Consider the following 16,308-nt stretch of genomic DNA (forward strand, 5'->3'; position numbering starts at 1 on the left):
GACGGGGTGCAGGCGCAGGTGACGGACGAACGGACGAGTGGGCGCGGGTCGACGGGCGCCGGGTTCGCCGTACTCCTCGTCGCCATCAAGCGGGAGCCGTGGATCTTCACGGTCTCCACGATCGGCAGCCTGCTCTTCGGCGCGCTGACCGTCGCCGACGCCTGGGTGCTCGGCTGGTCGACCGACCACGTCGTGCTGCCGGCGTTCGAGACCGGCGAGATCGGCGGCGACATGCTGCTGTCCGTGCTCGCGCTGTTCGTCGGCGTCGCGATCCTGCGCGCCGTCGGCATCGTCGCGCGACGCCTGGGCGCGGGGATCATGCAGTACCGCATGCAGGCCCACACCCGCCGCGCGGTCACGCGGCAGTACCTCGCCCTCCCGATGGAGTGGCACCAGCGCCACCCCACCGGCCAGCTGCTGTCGAACGCCAACTCCGACGTCGAGGCCGCCTGGGGGCCGATCGCACCGCTGCCGATGGCCGTCGGCACGGTCGCCATGATGGTGATCGCCGTCGTCCAGATGCTCGTCGCCGACCTGGTGCTGGCCCTGGTCGGGCTGCTGGTCTTCCCGGCCGTGATGGCGGCCAACGTCGCCTACCAGCGCCTCGCGCAGGGCTGGATGACCCGCGCCCAGCAGCTGCGCGCCGAGGTCAGCGAGATCGCCCACGAGTCGTTCGACGGGGCCCTGGTCGTGAAGACGCTCGGCCGCGAGGGCGAGGAGACCGACCGCTTCGCCGCCAAGGCCCGCGAGCTCCGCGACGTCAACATCCGCGCCGGCCGGATCCGGGCCGCGTTCGACCCGGCCCTGGCCGCGCTGCCCAACATCGGCGTGCTGATCGTCCTGGCCGTCGGCGTCTCGCGGGTCCTGAACGGCCAGACCGACGCGGGCGCCGTGGTCACCGTCGCCTACCTCCTGACCATCGTCTCGTTCCCGATCCGCTCGATCGGCTGGCTGCTCGGCGAGCTGCCGCGCAGCGTGGTCGGCTACCGCCGGGTGCGCTCGGTGCTCGACGAGACCGGCGAGATGCCGTACGGCGACCGCACCGTCGGCGTGGCCGCCGGCGGCGCCCGACTCGACGTCGACGGCCTCGCCTACGCCTACGAGGCCGACCGCGAGCTGCTGACCGACGTGACCTTCTCCGCCGAGCCCGGCCGCACCGTCGCCGTCGTGGGCGCCACCGCCTCCGGCAAGAGCACGCTGACCACCCTGCTGACCCGTCTGGTCGACCCCGACCGGGGCCGGGTCCTGCTCGACGGGACCGACGTGCGCGACCTGGCCGCCGGAGAGCTGGCCCGGGTGGTCAGCGTGGTGCCGCAGGCGGCCTTCCTCTTCGACGACACCGTCCGCGGCAACGTCGCGCTCGGGGCCGACGTGGGCGACGAGGCGGTGTGGGCGGCGCTGCGCGCGGCGCAGGCCGACGGCTTCGTCGCCGCCCTCGACGGCGGACTGGACGCGCGGCTCGGCGAGCGCGGCACCTCCCTGTCCGGTGGTCAGCGCCAGCGCATCTCCCTGGCCCGGGCCCTGGTGCGACGGCCCCGGCTCCTGGTCCTCGACGACGCCACGTCGGCGGTCGACCCGGAGGTCGAGGCCCGCATCCTCGCGGCGCTCCGCGAGGGTGACTCCGACGCGACGCTGGTCGTCGTCGCCTACCGCAAGGCCACCATCGGGCTGGCCGACGAGGTCGTCCACCTCGAGGACGGCCGGGTCGCCGACCGAGGCACGCACGCCGAGCTGCTGGAGCGCAGCCCGTCGTACGCCCGGCTGGTCAACGCCTACGAGCAGCACGACGAGCTGGCCGGGGAGGTGCAGGCATGAGCACGGTCATGGACACCGGCGAGAGCATCTCCGCGCTGCGCACGCTGCGCCGCGGGGTGCACTATTCGCCCGAGCTCGTCGAGGGCATCAGGGTCACCCTGCTGCTCGCGGTGCTGGCCTCCGTGGGGCAGGTGGTCGTCCCGGTCGCCGTCCAGCAGGTCCTCGACAAGGGGCTCGGCGCCGACGGCGGGCCCGACGTGCCGTTCACCGTCTGGACCGGCGTGCTCGCGGCGCTGGCGATCGTCGGCACCAGCTGGGCGTCGTACGCCATGACGAGCCGGCTGTTCACCACCTCCGAGCGCGGGCTGGCCACGCTGCGCATCAAGGCCTTCCGCCACGTCCACGACCTCCCGCTGCTCACCCAGAACACCGAGCGCCGCGGCGCGCTGGTCTCGCGGGTGACCAGCGACGTCGACCAGGTCAGCCAGTTCCTCGTCTTCGGCGGCCTGCTGCTCATCGTCAGCGTCGGCCAGGTGCTGGTCGCGACCGTCGTGATGCTGATCTACAGCTGGCAGCTGACGATCGTCGTCTGGGTCTGCTTCCTGCCGCTGTTCGCCTCGCTGCGGTTCTTCCAGCGCAAGCTCTCCGCGGCGTACGGCGTGGTCCGCCGCCAGGTCGGGCTGATGCTCTCGGCGATCTCCGAGCCCGTGGTGGGCGCCGCCGTCGTCAAGTCGTACGCCGTCGAGGCCCGCACCCAGGGGCGGATCGACGAGGCGATCGGCATCCATCAGGCGGCCAGCACCCGTGCCCAGGGGTTCACCGCGGTCTCGTTCTCGCTGGGCGGCCTCTCGGCCGGCCTGGCCAACGCGGGCGTGCTGATCGTCGGCATCTGGCTGGGCCAGGGGGTCGTGCCGGGTGCCGACGACATCACGGCCGGCCAGGTCCTGGCCTTCGCCTTCCTGGTGACCCTGTTCGTCGGCCCGGTCCAGATGGGCACCCAGATCCTCACTGACGCCCAGAACGCGATCGCCGGCTGGCGGCGGGTGATCGGCATCCTCGACACCCCCGCCGACCTGGTCGACCCCGGCCCGGAGGGCCGCGAGCTGCCACGCGGCCCGGTCGACGTCCGGTTCGAGGGCGTGACCTTCGCCTACCCCGGCGGCCCGCCCGTGCTGCGCGAGGTCACCCTCGACCTCGCCGCCGGCACCCGGGTGGCGATCGTCGGCGAGACCGGCTCCGGCAAGTCGACCTTCGCGAAGCTGCTGACCCGCCTGATGGACCCGACCGAGGGTGCGGTGCTGCTCGACGGCATCGACGTCCGCGAGGTCGGCCAGGCCTCCCTGCGTCGCAGCGTCGTGCTGGTGCCGCAGGAAGGCTTCCTGTTCGACGACACCCTGACCGCGAACGTCCGCTACGGCCGGCTCGGGGCGAGCGAGGCCGAGATCCTGGCCAGCGCCGAGGAGCTCGGGCTGAGCGACTGGCTCGCCGGCCTGCCGCGCGGCCTCGAGACCCGAGTGGGCCAGCGCGGCGAGTCGCTCTCGGCGGGGGAGCGGCAGCTGGTCGCGCTGCTGCGCGCCCACCTCGCCGACCCCGACCTGCTGGTCCTCGACGAGGCGACCAGCTCGGTCGACCCGGCGCTCGAGATGCGCATCGGCCGGGCTCTCGAGCGGCTGATGTCCGGGCGCACCTCGGTCACCATCGCCCACCGGCTCTCCACGGCCGAGAGCGCCGACGAGGTCGTGGTCGTCGACCGGGGCCGGGTCGTCCAGCGCGGGCACCACTCGGTGCTCGCGGCCGAGGCGGACTCTGTGTACGCCGGGCTGCACGCCTCGTGGACCGCTCAGATGGGACACTGAGGGCATGTCTCTCGACGCCGCCCTCGCGGCCCGCCTCAAGCGCACCGCCGACGGGCTGGTGCCCGCCGTCGTGCAGCAGCACGACACCGGCGAGGTGCTGATGCTCGGCTGGATGGACGACGAGGCCCTGCAGCGCACGCTCACCACCGGGCGCGCGACGTACTGGTCCCGCTCGCGCAGCGAGTACTGGGTCAAGGGCGACACCTCCGGCCACGTCCAGTGGGTCAAGGAGGTCCGGCTCGACTGCGACGGCGACACGCTGCTGGTCAAGGTCGACCAGGAGGGCGCCGCCTGCCACACCGGCGACCGCACCTGCTTCGACGCCGACCGCCTGCTGTGAGCACCCGCTCGCGCGCCCGGCGCAGCTTCGGTCCGGTGGTCCTGCTCGGCCTGGGCGCCGGCGCCCTCGCCGCCGTCGCCGGCAGCAAGGCCTGGGTCGACTGGGACAGCGGTGGCGCGGTCTCCGGTCAGGCGCCCCTGGTCGGCTACTCGCTGTCCGACTCGGCGGGCGAGGTTCCGCTCGCCGGCGCCCTCGCGCTGGTGGTCCTGGCCTGCTGGGGCGTCGTGCTCGTGACCCGAGGTCGGGTCCGCCGCGCCGTGACCGTGCTCGCGCTGGTGGCCGCGCTCGGCCTCCTGGTGACGAGCCTCGTCGGCTGGGGTCCGGCGGCCGACGGCATCCGCGACGCGTTCGCGCAGTCCGGCCTGGACCCCGACGTCGGCCGGACCGTCTGGTTCTGGGTCGCGGTCGTCACCTCGCTCGTCTCGGTCTCGGCCGCGGCGCTCGCCGTCCGGCTGGTGCCGCACTGGCCCGAGATGGGCCGGCGGTACGACGCCCCCGCGGCGGGCGCGGTCGAGGGCCGTCCGGACGCCGCGCCCGAGGAGCAGTCCAACCTCGAGCTGTGGAAGGCCCTGGACGAGGGGCACGACCCGACCGACCGCCACCGCGACGACGACCACTAGACTCCACCGCGACACACCCGCCCCACCCCGAGGAGCCAGCACCGATGAGCGCCAACCACGGCAACACCCCCGCAGCCTGGACCGCGGTCGTGATCGCGCTGCTCGGGTTCCTGGTCGGCGGCATCGCCCTGATGCTCGACCCCGCCAGCTGGGTGGTCTTCTGGGTCGGCGTCGGCCTGGTCGTCGCCGCGGGAGTCGTCTTCGTGATCATGGACAAGCTGGGCCTGCACGGCACCAGCCACTGAGCGACCGGTGAGCCAGCAGCTCGCCCCGCCTCCGCCGCAGACGCGGCGGCAGCGGATGGTCGCGCCGGTGCTCACCCTCGGCGGCCTCGCCGCCGCCACGCTCGCGCTGCACCTGCGCGACCCCCACGCGAGCGGGTCGTGGGGTCAGTGCCCGACCGCGGCCCTGGGCTTCGCCTGTCCCGGCTGCGGCGGTCTCCGTGCGGTCAACGACCTGACGAACCTCGACGTCGTCGCGGCCGCGTCGAGCAACCTGGCCTTCGTCGTCGCGCTGCCGTTCATCGTGGCCGCGCTCGCGCTCTGGACGGTACGACGCTGGCGCGGCACGACGGTCCAGGTCGACTGGCAGCGTCGTCAGCACGCCGTCTTCGTCCTGCTGGCCGGTCTTGCGGCCTTCACCGTGCTGCGCAACCTCGCGGTCGGGCACTGGCTGGCGCCCTGACCCCGCAGGGCCAGGGCGCCGGGGAACGGTTCAGTTGCCGATCAGGGTGAGGCGGACGATGAGGCCCACGATCGAGAGCACGGTGCCGATGATGCCGCAGATGTAGCCGGCCTTGATGAGGCCGCGGTTGGCGGTCGGCACGGGGTTGGCGTCGATCTCGGCGAGCGCCGAGCGGCCCATGATGAAGGCCGGGATGCCGGTGAACAGACCGCAGCAGACCAGGCTCAGGATGCCGAGCACGAGGATCAGGGTGCCGCGGGGGTGGTTCTGCGGAGCCCCGCCGTAGGACGGCTGTGGGGCGCCGTACTCGGGGGGCGGAGGCGGCGGTGCGGAGTAGCTCACGGGGGAGACCCTTCGTCGAAGTGGACCGGCACGGACCCGGTCGGCTGGGGGGAACGTACCGTCCTGCGGCCCGGCCAAACCTCACGCATGGCCCGGGTGAGAGACTGGACGAGTCCACCCCGCCCGCTGTTCCGGAGGCTCTCGCATGTCCGTGCTCGACGACATCGTCGCCGGGGTCCGGGCCGACCTCGCGGGGCGCGAGGCGGCCGTCCCGCTGGCCGACCTGCGGGCCGCCCTGGCCGACGCACCGCCGGCCCTCGACCCGATGCCCCACCTCCGGGCGCCGGGCTCGAGCGTGATCGCCGAGGTCAAGCGCAAGAGCCCCAGCAAGGGAGCGCTCGCCGACATCCCCGACCCCGCAGCCCTCGCCGCGCAGTACGCCGCCGGCGGCGCGGCCGCGATCAGCGTGCTCACCGAGCAGCGCCGCTTCGGGGGCAGCCTCGACGACCTGCGCGCCGTCCGGGCCGCAGTCGACGTCCCCGTGCTGCGCAAGGACTTCATCGTGACCAGCTACCAGCTGGTCGAGGCCCGCGCGGCCGGTGCCGACCTGGCGCTCCTGATCGTCGCCGCGCTCGACGACGACGAGCTGCGCCGGCTCTACGACGAGGCCCGCGAGCTGGGCCTGACCGTGCTGGTCGAGGCGCACGACGAGGCGGAGACCGAGCGGGCCGTGGCCCTCGGGGCCGAGCTCGTCGGCATCAACGCCCGCAACCTCAAGACGCTCGAGATCGACACCGACGCCTTCGGCCGCCTCGCGCCGCTGGTGCCGGACGACCGCGTCAAGGTGGCGGAGTCCGGGATCTTCTCGGAGCAGGACGTCAAGCGCTTCGTCTCCGAGGGTGCCCGCGCGGTGCTCGTCGGCGAGGCGCTCGTGAAGGACGGAGACCCCCGCGCAGCGGTGGCCGCCATGACGGGAGTGGAAGCATGACCACCGAGGTGCAGCGGACGACGTCGTACGACGCGGACGAGCAGGGCTGGTTCGGAGGCGCCGGAGAGGGGTTCGGTGGCCGCTTCATGCCCGAGGCCCTGATCGCCGCCCTCGACGAGCTCACGGTCGCCTGGCAGGAGGCGATGGCCGACCCGGCCTTCGTCCACGACTTCGACACCATCCTGCGCGAGTACGCCGGGCTCCCGAGCCCGCTCTTCCACGCGCAGCGGCTCAGCGACCGGGTCGGCTGCCGGGTCCTGCTCAAGCGCGAGGACCTCAACCACACCGGCGCCCACAAGATCCGCAACGTGCTCGGCCAGGCCCTGCTCACCAAGCGGATGGGCAAGACCAGGGTGATCGCCGAGACCGGCGCCGGCCAGCACGGCGTCGCCAGCGCCACGGCCGCGGCGTACTTCGGACTCGACTGCACCGTCTACATGGGCTCGGTCGACACCCGCCGCCAGGCGCTCAACGTGGCCCGGATGAACCTGCTCGGCGCCAAGGTCGTCCCGGTCGACTCCGGCAGCGCGACGCTGAAGGACGCGATCAACGAGGCGATGCGCGACTGGGTGGCCAGCGTCGACCACACGGCGTACCTCTTCGGCACGGCGGCCGGTCCGCACCCGTTCCCGAGCCTGGTCCGCGACTTCACCCGCGGCATCGGCGACGAGGCCCGCGCCCAGTGCCTGGAGCGGTACGGCGTGCTGCCCGACGCGATCGCCGCGTGCGTCGGTGGCGGGTCCAACGCGATCGGCCTGTTCACCGCCTTCCTCGACGACGCCGACGTGGCGATCTACGGCTTCGAGCCGGGCGGCGACGGCGTCGACACGCCCCGCCACGCGGCGACCATCTGGGCCGGTGACCGGGGCGTGCTGCACGGCGCGCGGACCTACGTGCTCCAGGACGAGGACGGCCAGACCGTCGAGTCCCACTCGATCTCCGCCGGCCTCGACTACCCCGGGGTGGGTCCGCAGCACGCCCATCTCGCGGCGACCGGGCGGGCGTCGTACCTCCCGGTCACCGACGACGAGGCGATGCAGGCGCTCGCGCTGCTGAGCCGCACCGAGGGGATCATCCCGGCGATCGAGTCCGCGCACGCGGTCGCCGGCGCGCTGAAGGTGGCCGAGCAGCTGGCCGCCGAGAAGGGGCCGGAGGCCACCGTGCTGATCAACCTCAGCGGCCGCGGCGACAAGGACATGGGCACCGCCATCGAGTACTTCGGCCTGGGCGACCCCGACAAGGTGACGGAGGACCCGGTCGGATGACGACTGCCACTGCGTTCGAGAAGGCCAGGGTCGACGGCCGCGCCGCGCTCGTCGGCTACCTGCCGGCCGGCTACCCCGACGTCCGGGGCGGCATCGACGCGCTGAAGGTGCTCGTCGACGCCGGCTGCGACGTCATCGAGATCGGCCTGCCCTACAGCGACCCGGTCATGGACGGCCCGACCATCCAGGCGGCGGCGCAGGCCGCCCTGGAGGGCGGCGTCCGCACCGCCGACTTGCTCCGCACGGTCGAGGCGGTCGCGGCCACCGGCACCCCCACCCTGGTGATGACCTACTGGAACCCCGTCGAGAAGTACGGCGTCGAGCGGTTCGCGGCCGACCTGGCCGGCGCCGGCGGAGCGGGCCTGATCACGCCCGACCTGACCCCCGACTTCGCGCCTGAGTGGATCGCCGCCGCCGACGCCCACGACCTCGACAAGGTGTTCCTGGTCGCGCCCTCGTCGACCGAGGAGCGGATCGCGATGACCACGGCCGCCTGCCGCGGCTTCGTCTACGCCACCGCGGTGATGGGCGTGACCGGAGCCCGCACCTCGACCAGCGACCTCGCGGGACCGCTCGTCGCGCGGACCAAGGCCGCCACCGATCTGCCGGTCGGCGTCGGTCTCGGGGTCAGCAACGGCGACCAGGCGGCCGAGATCGCCGCGTACGCCGACGGCGTGATCGTCGGCTCGGCCTTCGTCCGCACCCTGCTCGACCACGCGGACGACCGGGCGGCGGGCCTGCGCGCCCTCGCCGCGCTCACCGAAGACCTCGCGGGCGGCGTCCGACGTGCGTAGGGCAGGCATCCTGCTGGCGAGCCTGCTCCTGCTCGTCGGCTGCGGCAGCGACACGCCCGAGGGCGAGCTGAGCGCGACCGTCGTACCTGACCGGCCGTTCGAGATCGGCGCGCAGCAGCTGACCGACACCGACGGTGAGCCCGTGTCGCTGGCCGACGGGGCCGACGCCCGGCTGACCCTGGTCTTCTTCGGCTACACGCACTGCCCGGACATCTGCCCGGCGACGATGCAGACGATCGCCTCGGCGCTCACCCGGCTCTCGGACGCGGACCGCAAGCAGGTCGGGATGACCTTCGTCAGCACCGACCCGACCCGCGACACCGCGCCGGTCCTGCGCCGCTACCTCGACCGCTACGACCCGTCGTTCGTCGGGCTGACCGGCGACATCGCGACCGTGGCCGAGCTCGGCAAGACCGTGGGCATCTACGTCGTCGAGGGCGAGGAGGGCAAGCCCCTGACCGACGAGGAGCTCGGCGGCCACGGGACCCAGGTGCTGGCCCTCGACGGCTCGGGGGAGGTCCCGGTCTACTGGGGCCAGGACACCTCCTCGGCGGAGTACGCCGCGGACATCGAGATGCTCCTGGGAGAGGACTGACATGACGATCCTGGCCATCCCGAGCCCCGACTCCGGGGTCTGGAACCTCGGTCCGGTCCCGCTGCGCGGCTACGCGCTGGCGATCATCCTCGGCATCGTCGCCGCCATCTGGATCGGCGAGCGTCGCTGGATCGCGCGGGGCGGTAAGGCGGGGGAGGTGCAGGACCTGGCCATCTGGGCGGTGCCCTTCGGCATCGTCGGCGCCCGGATCTACCACGTCGCCACCGACCACGGCCTCTACTTCGGCGAGGGCCGTACCCCGTGGCGCGCGCTCTACGTCTGGGAGGGCGGACTCGGCGTCTGGGGCGGCATCGCCGCGGGCGCGCTGGGCATCGTCGTCGGCGCCAAGGTCAAGGGGATCCGGCTGCTGCCCGTCCTCGACGCGCTCGCGCCCGGTGTCCTGGTCGCCCAGGCGCTCGGCCGGTGGGGCAACTGGTTCAACCAGGAGCTCTTCGGCAAGCCGACCGACCTGCCCTGGGCCCTCGAGGTCAGCGACGACACCGCCCGCGACGCCGGCTACGCCGCCGGCACCACCTTCCACCCCACGTTCCTCTACGAGTGCCTGTGGTGCCTGGCCGCCTTCGCGCTGATCGTCTGGGCCGACCGGCGCTTCCGCCTCGGCCACGGCCGGGTGCTCGCGCTCTACGTCATGGCCTACACCCTGGGGCGCGGCTGGATCGAGATGCTGCGCATCGACAACGTCGAGCTCTCCGACGTCGGCGGCCTGCGCTTCAACGTGTGGACCTCGATCGTGCTCTTCGTCCTGGCCGCCGCGTACTTCGTCTGGAGCCTCCGGGCGCACCCCGGCCGCGAGGAGCAGGTGTACGACGAGTCCGCCGCCGAGCCCGCCGGGGAGTCGGTCGACGAGCCGGTCGAGGAGCCCCACGACGTCCCCAGGACGTCCGCCGACGATCGCGAGTAGCACGAGCGCCGCAACGTGCTGGTAACCTAAGCCCCTCCGCGTGGGCCAGTGTCGTCCCCTGCCGATCTGGGTCCAGATCACCATCTGCCAGATCCCAACTGCATTGCCGATTCCGCCGGCCAGGGGACTCCCCGCGAGCCACCTCCGGCGCTGACGACGACGGGAGGATCCGTGCCGTACCAGCACGCGTTCCCGCCGCCCCAAGGGCTCTACGACCCCCGCCACGAGCGCGATGCGTGTGGCGTGGCCTTCGTGGCGACCCTGACCGGCGTGGCCAGTCACGACATCGTGGCGAAGGCCCTCACCGCCCTGCGCAACCTCGAGCACCGTGGTGCTGCGGGGGCCGAGCCCAACTCGGGCGACGGCGCGGGCATCCTGATGCAGGTCCCCGACGCCTTCCTCCGGGCCGTCGCGGGCTTCGACCTGCCGGCCGCCGGCGCGTACGCCGTCGGCACCGCGTTCCTCCCCGGTGACGCCGACGAGGTCTCCTCGACCCGCGCCCGCATCGAGGAGATCGCGACCGAGGAGGGCCTCGCGGTCCTCGGCTGGCGCGACGTCCCGGTCAACCCCGACATCCTCGGCAAGACCGCGCTCGGCGTGATGCCGACGTTCGTCCAGCTGTTCGTGGCCGGTGCCGGCCAGCGCGTCACGGGCATGGCCCTGGAGCGGCTGGCCTTCTGCCTGCGCAAGCGCGCGGAGCGCGAGACCGACGTCTACTTCCCGTCGCTGTCGTCGCGCACCATGGCCTACAAGGGCATGCTGACGACCGACCAGCTCGACAACTTCTTCCCCGACCTGGTCGACGAGCGGGTGGCCTCGGCCCTCGCCGTCGTCCACTCGCGGTTCTCGACGAACACCTTCCCGAGCTGGCCGCTGTCCCACCCGTTCCGGTTCATCGCCCACAACGGCGAGATCAACACGGTGATGGGCAACCGCAACTGGATGCGGGCCCGCGAGGCGCTGCTCGACTCCGACCTGATCCCGGGCGACCTGGACCGGCTGTACCCGATCTGCACCCCCGGTGCGTCGGACTCCGCCTCCTTCGACGAGGTCCTCGAGCTGCTCCACATGGGCGGTCGCTCGCTGCCGCACTCGGTGCTGATGATGATCCCCGAGGCGTGGGAGAACCACGGCGAGATGGACGCCAAGCGGCGCGCCTTCTACGAGTTCCACTCCGCGCTGATGGAGCCGTGGGACGGACCGGCCGCGGTGGTCTTCACCGACGGCTCCCAGATCGGTGCGGTCCTCGACCGCAACGGTCTGCGCCCCTCGCGCTACTGGGTCACCGACGACGGCCTCGTCGTGCTGGCGTCCGAGGTCGGCGTGCTCGACCTCGACCCGGCCACGGTCGTCCGCAAGGGCCGCCTCCAGCCGGGCCGGATGTTCCTCGTCGACACCGACGAGCACCGGATCATCGAGGACGAGGAGGTGAAGTCCGGCCTCGCCGCGGAGCACCCGTACGACGAGTGGCTGCACGCCGGCCTGATCCACCTCAACGACATCCCCGACCGTGAGCACATCGTGCACACCCACGCGTCGGTGACCCGTCGTCAGCAGGTCTTCGGCTACACCGAGGAGGAGCTGCGGATCCTGCTCACCCCGATGGCCAACACCGGGGGCGAGCCGCTCGGCTCGATGGGCACCGACTCGCCCATCGCGGCCCTGAGCGCCAAGCCGCGCCTGCTGTTCGACTACTTCGCGCAGCTGTTCGCGCAGGTCACCAACCCGCCGCTCGACGCGATCCGCGAGGAGCTCGTCACCTCGCTCAACGGCACCATCGGCCCGGAGGCCAACCTCCTGGAGCCGACGCCCGCCTCGTGCCGCCAGGTCGTGCTGCCCTTCCCGGTCATCTCCAACGACGACCTGGCCAAGATCCGGCACATCAACCGCGACGGCGACGCTCCCGGCTTCATCAGCCACGTGTCGCGTGGTCTCTACGACGTCGAGGGCGGCGGCGCTGCGATGACGGCGCGGATCGAGGAGATCTGCGCCGAGGTCAGCGCCGCGATCGCCGGCGGCGCGCGGATCATCGTGCTGTCCGACCGGCACTCCACCGCCGAGCTGGCGCCGATCCCGTCGCTGCTGCTCACCGGCGCGGTCCACCACCACCTGGTCCGCGAGAAGACCCGCACCCAGGTCGGCCTGATCATCGAGGCCGGCGACGTCCGCGAGGTGCACCACGTCGCGCTCCTCGTCGGGTACGGCGCGGCCGCGGTCAACCCCTACCTCGCCATGGAGTCCGTCGAGGACCTGGCCCGCGAGGGCCACTACGTCACGACCGACCCCGAGGTCGCGGTCAAGAACCTCATCAAGGCACTCGGCAAGGGCGTGCTGAAGGTGATGTCGAAGATGGGTGTCTCGACGGTGGCGTCGTACACCGGGGCCCAGATCTTCGAGGCGCTCGGGCTGTCCTCGTCGGTGGTCGACCGCTACTTCACCGGCACCACGTCGAAGCTCGGCGGCATCGGGATCGACACGATCGCCGAGGAGGTCGCCCGCCGGCACGCCACGGCGTACCCGCGCGGCGGCATCCTGCCCGCCCACCGCGAGCTCGAGATCGGCGGCGAGTACCAGTGGCGCCGTGAGGGCGAGCCGCACCTCTTCGACCCCGAGACCGTCTTCCGCCTCCAGCACGCCACGCGTGCCGGTCGCTACGACGTCTTCAAGCAGTACACCTCGCGCGTCGACGAGCAGGCCGACCGGCTGATGACCCTGCGCGGGCTGTTCCGGTTCAAGGACGCCGAGGACGGCGGCCGCCAGCCGATCGACATCGACGAGGTCGAGCCGGTCTCGGCGATCGTCAAGCGGTTCTCGACCGGCGCGATGTCGTACGGCTCGATCAGCCAGGAGGCGCACGAGACCCTGGCCATCGCCATGAACCGGCTGGGCGCGAAGTCCAACACCGGTGAGGGCGGGGAGGACGTCGAGCGGCTCTACGACCCCGAGCGCCGCAGCTCGATCAAGCAGGTCGCGAGCGGGCGCTTCGGCGTCACGTCCGACTACCTCACCAACGCCGACGACATCCAGATCAAGATGGCGCAGGGCGCGAAGCCCGGCGAGGGCGGCCAGCTGCCCGGCCACAAGGTCTACCCGTGGGTGGCCAAGACCCGGCACTCCACGCCGGGCGTCGGCCTGATCAGCCCGCCGCCGCACCACGACATCTACTCGATCGAGGACCTGGCGCAGCTGATCCACGACCTGAAGAACGCCAACCCGTCGGCCCGCGTCCACGTGAAGCTGGTCTCCGAGGTCGGCGTCGGCACGGTCGCGACCGGCGTCTCGAAGGCGCACGCCGACGTGGTGCTCATCTCCGGCCACGACGGCGGCACGGGCGCGTCCCCGCTCACCTCGCTGAAGCACGCGGGCGGTCCCTGGGAGCTCGGCCTGGCCGAGACCCAGCAGACCCTCCTGCTCAACGGGCTGCGCGACCGGATCGTCGTCCAGGCCGACGGCCAGCTGAAGACCGGTCGCGACGTCGTCATCGCCGCCCTCCTGGGCGCCGAGGAGTTCGGCTTCGCCACCGCCCCGCTGGTGGTCTCCGGCTGCATCATGATGCGGGTGTGTCACCTCGACACCTGCCCGGTGGGCGTCGCGACGCAGAACCCCGTCCTGCGCGAGCGCTACTCCGGCAAGGCCGAGTACGTCGTCAACTTCTTCGAGTACATCGCCCAGGAGGTCCGTGAGCACCTCGCGGCGCTGGGCTTCCGCTCGATCGAGGAGGCGGTCGGCCAGGTCGGCGCGCTCGACACGGCGCGGGCGATCGAGCACTGGAAGGCGGCCGGGCTCGACCTGACCCCGATCTTCCACCAGCCCGAGCTGCCCGAGGGGGCGGCGCTGCGCAACACCACGGGCCAGGACCACGGCCTCGAGAAGTCGCTCGACGTCACCACCCTGGTGCCGCTCGCCGCGCCGGCCCTCGAGAGCAAGGAGCCGGTCCGGGCGCAGGTGGAGATCCGCAACGTCCACCGCACCGTCGGCACGATCCTCGGCCACGAGGTCACCAAGCGGTACGGCGGCGAGGGTCTCCCCGAGGGCACCATCGACATCACCTTCACCGGCTCGGCGGGCCAGTCCTTCGGCGCGTTCGTGCCGCAGGGCGTCACGCTGCGCCTCGAGGGCGACGCCAACGACTACGTCGGCAAGGGCCTCTCCGGCGGTCGGATCGTGATCCGGCCCGACCGGGCGGCGACGTTCAAGTCGCACGAGCAGATCATCGCCGGCAACACCATCGCGTACGGCGCCACCTCGGGCCGGATCCTGATCCGCGGCGGGGTCGGCGAGCGGTTCGCCGTCCGCAACTCCGGTGCCTGGACGGTCACCGAGGGCGTGGGCGACCACGCCTGCGAGTACATGACCGGCGGTCGGGTGGTCGTGCTCGGCAAGACCGGCCGCAACTTCGCGGCCGGCATGTCGGGCGGCATCGCCTGGGTCCTGGACCTCAAGGAGTTCCGGGTCAACAAGGAGCTCGTCGAGCTCGGTCCGGTCGTCGGCGAGGCCGCGGTGGAGCTCGAGGAGCTCGTCCGCGCGCACGCCGAGGAGACCGGCTCCGAGATCGCGGCGGAGCTGCTGGCCGACTGGGAGAACGCGCTCACCCGCTTCACCGAGGTGATGCCGCGCGACTACCGCCTGGTGCTGGAGGCCAAGGCCAAGGCCGAGGCCGAGGGCCTGGGCGAGGACGAGATTGCGAACGCGATGATGGGAGCCCTCAATGGCTGACCCGAAGGGTTTCTTGAAGGAGGGCCGCGAGGTCGCCTCGCGCCGGCCCGTCGACGAGCGGGTCCAGGACTGGGACGAGGTCTACCCGGGCGGCATCGGCCGCGCCCTGCTGCCGATCATCAGCAAGCAGGCCGGCCGCTGCATGGACTGCGGCATCCCGTTCTGCCACCAGGGCTGCCCGCTCGGGAACATCATCCCGGAGTGGAACGACCTGGTCTGGCGCGATGACTGGGAGGGCGCCATCGAGCGCCTGCACGCGACGAACAACTTTCCGGAGTTCACGGGTCGGCTGTGCCCGGCCCCGTGCGAGACCGCCTGCGTCCTGGGCATCAACCAGGACCCGGTGACGATCAAGAACGTCGAGGTCTCGATCATCGACAAGGCGTGGGAGTCCGGCTTCGTCCGGCCCCAGCCGCCGGAGTGGCTCTCGGGCCGCACGGTCGCCGTCGTCGGCTCCGGCCCGGCCGGTCTCGCCGCCGCCCAGCAGCTCACCCGCGCCGGTCACACGGTGGCGGTCTACGAGCGGGCCGACAAGGTCGGCGGCCTGCTGCGCTACGGCATCCCCGAGTTCAAGATGGAGAAGAAGCACCTCGACAAGCGCCTCGAGCAGATGCGCCGCGAGGGCACGGTCTTCCGGGCCGGCGTCACCGTCGGCGAGGGCGACCTCACCGCCGAGCGGCTCCGGGAGCGGTACGACGCCGTCGTGCTCGCCATGGGCTCGACGATCCCGCGCGGGCTGGACGTGCCCGGCAAGGAGCTCGCCGGCCTCCACCAGGCGATGGAGTTCCTGCCGCAGGCCAACCGGGCCGCGCTCGGCGAGGAGGTCGAGGGCCAGATCCTGGCCACCGACAAGCACGTCGTCATCATCGGCGGCGGCGACACCGGCGCGGACTGCCTCGGCACCTCCACCCGGCACGGCGCGGCGTCGATCACCCAGCTGGAGATCATGCCCGAGCCGCCTCAGGCGCGACCGGCCGGCCAGCCGTGGCCGACGTACCCGATGACCTTCAAGGTCTCCTCGGCCCACGAGGAGGCGGGGGAGCGGGTGTACGCCGTCTCCACCAAGGAGTTCATCGGCGACGACGAGGGCCGCGTGCGCGCGCTCAAGCTCGTCGACGTCTTCTTCGAGGGCGGGAAGCTCACCGAGGTCGAGGGCACGGAGCGGGAGATCCCGGCGGACCTGGTCCTCTTCGCGATGGGCTTCGTCGGTCCGGAGAAGGACGGCCTGGTCGACCAGCTCGGGGTGGAGCTCGACGAGCGCGGCAACGTCGCTCGCGACGGGTCGTACGCCTCGTCGGTGCCGGGCGTCTTCGTCGCCGGCGACGCCGGTCGCGGCCAGTCGCTCATCGTCTGGGCCATCGCGGAGGGTCGCGCCGCGGCCGCCAACGTCGACCGGTTCCTGACCGGGTCGACCACGCTGCCCGCACCGATCAAGCCCACCGACCGTCCGCTGGTGGTCTGAACGGCGAACAACACCGGTCGGGCCGGGGG

Annotated in this window: 14 protein-coding genes; 13 read left to right on the forward strand and 1 reads right to left on the reverse strand. The window is 72.5% G+C overall.

Annotation, left to right across the window (positions count from 1 at the left end; all coding sequences use genetic code 11):
* Positions 1-18 precede the first annotated feature (18 nt).
* Genes V7S47_RS11060 through V7S47_RS11085 form a run of 6 tightly spaced genes read left to right on the forward strand, consistent with a single transcriptional unit; the run spans position 19 to position 5,255 of the window.
* Positions 19-1,815, forward strand: coding sequence for an ABC transporter ATP-binding protein (locus V7S47_RS11060; RefSeq protein WP_336561601.1), 1,797 nt, complete (start codon positions 19-21; stop codon positions 1,813-1,815).
* Positions 1,812-3,611 (forward strand): ABC transporter ATP-binding protein, encoded by a 1,800-nt coding sequence (locus V7S47_RS11065; RefSeq protein ID WP_336561602.1) that lies wholly within the window; start codon positions 1,812-1,814, stop codon positions 3,609-3,611. Before V7S47_RS11060 ends, V7S47_RS11065 begins: the two co-directional genes overlap by 4 nt.
* 4 nt (positions 3,612-3,615) lie before the next feature.
* Positions 3,616-3,951: a phosphoribosyl-AMP cyclohydrolase gene (hisI, locus tag V7S47_RS11070; protein WP_090854730.1), complete on the forward strand. Its 336-nt coding sequence runs from the start codon at positions 3,616-3,618 to the stop codon at positions 3,949-3,951.
* Complete coding sequence (locus tag V7S47_RS11075; protein ID WP_336561603.1) at positions 3,948-4,571, forward strand: Trp biosynthesis-associated membrane protein; 624 nt, start codon at positions 3,948-3,950, stop codon at positions 4,569-4,571. The genes hisI and V7S47_RS11075 overlap by 4 nt, the downstream gene beginning before the upstream one ends.
* A 44-nt stretch (positions 4,572-4,615) precedes the next feature.
* Complete coding sequence (locus V7S47_RS11080; RefSeq protein WP_090854736.1) at positions 4,616-4,816, forward strand: HGxxPAAW family protein; 201 nt, start codon at positions 4,616-4,618, stop codon at positions 4,814-4,816.
* A gap of 7 nt (positions 4,817-4,823) precedes the next feature.
* A complete protein-coding gene (locus V7S47_RS11085) occupies positions 4,824-5,255 on the forward strand; it encodes a DUF2752 domain-containing protein (RefSeq protein WP_336561604.1) in 432 nt (143 codons plus the stop codon).
* 30 nt (positions 5,256-5,285) lie between these two features.
* On the opposite strand, the gene V7S47_RS11090 is transcribed toward V7S47_RS11085, so the two are convergent.
* A complete protein-coding gene (locus tag V7S47_RS11090; protein WP_336561605.1) occupies positions 5,286-5,597 on the reverse strand; it encodes a DUF4190 domain-containing protein in 312 nt (103 codons plus the stop codon).
* A 145-nt stretch (positions 5,598-5,742) separates the two neighbouring features.
* Here V7S47_RS11090 and trpC point away from each other — a divergent pair, with 145 nt between their 5' ends.
* From trpC to V7S47_RS11125, 7 genes are all read left to right on the forward strand, one after another.
* Entirely contained in the window at positions 5,743-6,525 is a 783-nt protein-coding gene (gene trpC, locus V7S47_RS11095; protein ID WP_336561606.1) for an indole-3-glycerol phosphate synthase TrpC, read from the forward strand.
* Complete coding sequence (gene trpB / locus V7S47_RS11100) at positions 6,522-7,790, forward strand: tryptophan synthase subunit beta (protein WP_336561607.1); 1,269 nt, start codon at positions 6,522-6,524, stop codon at positions 7,788-7,790. Before trpC ends, trpB begins: the two co-directional genes overlap by 4 nt.
* Entirely contained in the window at positions 7,787-8,584 is a 798-nt protein-coding gene (trpA, locus tag V7S47_RS11105) for a tryptophan synthase subunit alpha (RefSeq protein WP_336561608.1), read from the forward strand. The genes trpB and trpA overlap by 4 nt, the downstream gene beginning before the upstream one ends.
* The gene (locus V7S47_RS11110; RefSeq protein ID WP_336561609.1) at positions 8,577-9,179 is read left to right on the forward strand and encodes an SCO family protein; all 603 of its coding nucleotides are present in this window, start codon (positions 8,577-8,579) and stop codon (positions 9,177-9,179) included. The genes trpA and V7S47_RS11110 overlap by 8 nt, the downstream gene beginning before the upstream one ends.
* A gap of 1 nt (position 9,180) precedes the next feature.
* Positions 9,181-10,101 carry a prolipoprotein diacylglyceryl transferase gene (gene lgt / locus V7S47_RS11115; protein ID WP_336561610.1) on the forward strand — a complete coding sequence of 307 codons (921 nt, stop codon included), beginning with the start codon at positions 9,181-9,183 and terminating at the stop codon, positions 10,099-10,101.
* Positions 10,102-10,272: 171 nt separating this feature from the next.
* Positions 10,273-14,817, forward strand: coding sequence for a glutamate synthase large subunit (gene gltB / locus V7S47_RS11120; RefSeq protein ID WP_336561611.1), 4,545 nt, complete (start codon positions 10,273-10,275; stop codon positions 14,815-14,817).
* Positions 14,810-16,279 carry a glutamate synthase subunit beta gene (locus tag V7S47_RS11125; protein WP_090854758.1) on the forward strand — a complete coding sequence of 490 codons (1,470 nt, stop codon included), beginning with the start codon at positions 14,810-14,812 and terminating at the stop codon, positions 16,277-16,279. Before gltB ends, V7S47_RS11125 begins: the two co-directional genes overlap by 8 nt.
* Positions 16,280-16,308: the final 29 nt, after the last annotated feature.

Source organism: Nocardioides sp. CCNWLW216, assembly GCF_037120545.1.
Lineage (GTDB): Bacteria > Actinomycetota > Actinomycetes > Propionibacteriales > Nocardioidaceae > Nocardioides > Nocardioides lianchengensis.